Source organism: Moorena sp. SIO4G3, assembly GCF_010692305.1.
Lineage (GTDB): Bacteria > Cyanobacteriota > Cyanobacteriia > Cyanobacteriales > Coleofasciculaceae > Moorena > Moorena producens_A.
Window position 1 is genome coordinate 1 of record NZ_JAAHIG010000649.1, and the last position, 2440, is coordinate 2440.

Below are 2440 nucleotides of genomic sequence, written 5' to 3' on the forward strand. Positions count from 1 at the left end.
CCAAAGACATCACGAAAACATGGCCCCGCCGCCAAACGGCCGCACGCCAAGGCGGAAAGACTGCGCAGCAAGGCATTGCATCCCCCTATCCCCCTATCTCCCTATTTCCCTATCCCCCTATCCCCCTATCTCCCTATCCCCCTATCTCCCTATCTCCCCATCTCCCTATCTCCCTATCCCCCTATCTCTCCAAATTGTTAACGTATGATATTGAAACAGTTATAATGGGGAGATGGGGAGAATTTTAAGGTTTTTTTAGTAACCACTTGTCTGAGTCATTCACCATTTTGACTATACTCCCTAAAATCTCGTTATATTGATTTGAGAGTTCTCTGGCAATACCAAGATCTAGATAATTGCATTTAACTGCAAATTTCAACCACACTTGAGTTTCTGCTGCCTCTGCTTCTGCATCGTTGAGCCTAGCACAAAAAGAGCCTTGATATCTTCTTCTGCGCCAAGCCTCTGCTAGGTTAGCACATACTGAACGAGAAGAGCGTCGGATTTGATCAGTTAAAGCGTATCTTTCTTCAATTGGGAAACGTTTAGAGAGTTCAAATATCCTCATGGCAGCCTTAAAAGCCTTTTGATACACTTCTAAATCTTCATGATTATTGATCAATTTAGGTGTTTTTGAACTCATCCCTAACTCTCTATTTTCAATACTCCCAATCTCCTGATAGTTTAATGTTTACATCAGGAATATACCAGCAGTAGTAAACCCTCGCAAAGGGCTGGGCAAGATTTATTTACATTTGGGTCGCACCGAGGGAGTCTGGAAATTGCATCAAGACCATCAAAATATAGCGCTAGCTTTTAACCTTGTGTCAATGTCAAACACCTTAATCGGTAGTGCTATACTTAGTCGCCCCATCACCCGATCACCCCATCACCCCATCACCCCATCACCCCATCACCCCATCACCCCATCTCCCCATCTCCCCATCTCCCCATTAATTATGGGTATTCAACCAGAATTGATATCAGTCCTAATCCTGTTCTACCATCTGCACCAATTTCCCTAGAATAGGTTCGATGGGAGGGAGCAAATATTCCGCGAGGTCGAGGGTTACTGTTTTTTCTTCCAATTTCAGAAATCGCCATAGAGTCCCAGTGGTTACTGCACCGTAAACCGTTGCGACGTTACCATTATTCTGCTGTTGATTAAACCGACCGGCTGCTACCATCGCAGCCATACACTGTCCCAATCCCCCTTTCAAGTCTTCTTTTTTAGCTTCGATAATAATGGCTACCGGGGCTTTAACAAATAACTGTTCCGGTGAAAGACTAATAATAAAATCACAGGTACCATTTAATCCCACTTCTGGATCAACATTAAACTCTTCCCCAGAAAACAAGCTAACCTGGTTTTTATGGAATTCTCTAACTGCCAGTAGCACTGGACATATCAAGAGTTCGGATCGCGCTTTTTCCGTATTCAATGCGATCGCTAGTTGATAATTATGGGTGATAAATTCCGCTAAATAAGGACTAGGAGAAATTACGCGATCGCTATCGCTTTCAAAAATATTCCCTTGTTCGATTAAGGTTAAGTCAAAATCCTTGACTACTTTTTGAATAGTAAATTGACTGTAAGACATGAGCTAGGGAAGGGAGTAGGGAGTAGGGAGTAGGGAGTAGGGAATCGGGAATCGGTAAAAAATATTGTGTACTTGATTACTATGAAAAACGCGCTTATTGCCTTTTTTAACTATTTGCTGACATGCTATACTTTTAATGCGATTGACTGTAGGTCACGCGGGGCGCGTTCGCAAAAAGACCGCAAAGTGTGCTATTCAATAATAATGAATTATTAGGTAAATTCAATTATTCAATTTTGTTATGTTTAGCGGGTATGGGGTTTACTTCTACACCTCGGCAGGGAGCTGATGAGTCTCTAGATATTGCTCTTGACACTCCCCGGTCTAAAGACGCGGGGATTCTTCGCTCAACGACCCGACTTGCTGCTTCTGGCCGGAACCAAGAACAGTAGAGGTCAGATCTCCCGAAGCGTTGGGATAATGGATCCAGGTTCCGGTGTGCCCCACCGTACCCAAGGCTCTTTTCAGGATATTGATTGCGGCGTTATGGTCTCGGTCTAACTTGCAACCACATTTGCAAACGTGAGTCCTAGTTGATAGTGATTTCTTGACCACTTCACCGCATTCTGAGCAATTTTGACTGGTATTGGCGGGATTTACTGCAACCGTCACCTTTCCAAATTTTGTACCAAAATGCTCCATCCATTTTCTAAATTGGTACCAACCCGCATCATTAATAGACTTAGCCAGACAATGGTTTTGAACCAGGTTTTTATTAAACTAAGCCAGTGAGTCACCTCACTGACTCGTCTTCAAAACCGGACGTGAGAGTTTCCCCTCATCCGGCTCCTCGTGATAGGAACCATTTTTTCATTGGTACCTCTTTACACTAGAACGGG

The 2440-nt window shown here is 43.6% G+C and carries 4 protein-coding genes and 1 pseudogene; 2 read left to right on the forward strand and 3 right to left on the reverse strand.

Features of this window, described 5'->3' with window-relative positions; genetic code table 11:
* A partial coding sequence (locus F6J99_RS44145; protein ID WP_293123561.1) for a hypothetical protein occupies positions 1–248 on the forward strand: 248 nt, incomplete at its 5' end.
* Here F6J99_RS44145 and F6J99_RS44150 read toward each other — a convergent pair.
* Positions 245–643: a four helix bundle protein gene (locus F6J99_RS44150; RefSeq protein WP_293021276.1), complete on the reverse strand. Its 399-nt coding sequence runs from the start codon at positions 641–643 to the stop codon at positions 245–247. The genes F6J99_RS44145 and F6J99_RS44150 overlap by 4 nt on opposite strands.
* 346 nt (positions 644–989) lie before the next feature.
* Positions 990–1601, reverse strand: coding sequence for a hypothetical protein (locus F6J99_RS44155; RefSeq protein ID WP_293123564.1), 612 nt, complete (start codon positions 1599–1601; stop codon positions 990–992).
* A 254-nt stretch (positions 1602–1855) separates the two neighbouring features.
* Between F6J99_RS44155 and F6J99_RS44160 the strand changes: the two genes are divergently transcribed.
* Positions 1856–1993, forward strand: a complete 138-nt coding sequence (locus F6J99_RS44160; RefSeq protein ID WP_214607772.1) for a hypothetical protein — start codon at positions 1856–1858, stop codon at positions 1991–1993.
* On the opposite strand, the pseudogene F6J99_RS44165 reads toward F6J99_RS44160, so the two are convergent.
* Positions 1926–2315 (reverse strand): annotated as a pseudogene (locus tag F6J99_RS44165) (transposase); the annotation flags it as partial. The gene F6J99_RS44160 and the pseudogene F6J99_RS44165 overlap by 68 nt on opposite strands.
* Positions 2316–2440: the final 125 nt, after the last annotated feature.

Bases quoted from the DNA above. Each gene is read 5' to 3' on its own strand.
- F6J99_RS44150 (WP_293021276.1), bottom strand. From the start codon at position 643: ATGAGTTCAAAAACACCTAAATTGATCAATAATCATGAAGATTTAGAA.
- F6J99_RS44155 (WP_293123564.1), bottom strand. From the start codon at position 1,601: ATGTCTTACAGTCAATTTACTATTCAAAAAGTAGTCAAGGATTTTGAC.
- F6J99_RS44160 (WP_214607772.1), top strand. From the start codon at position 1,856: ATGGGGTTTACTTCTACACCTCGGCAGGGAGCTGATGAGTCTCTAGAT.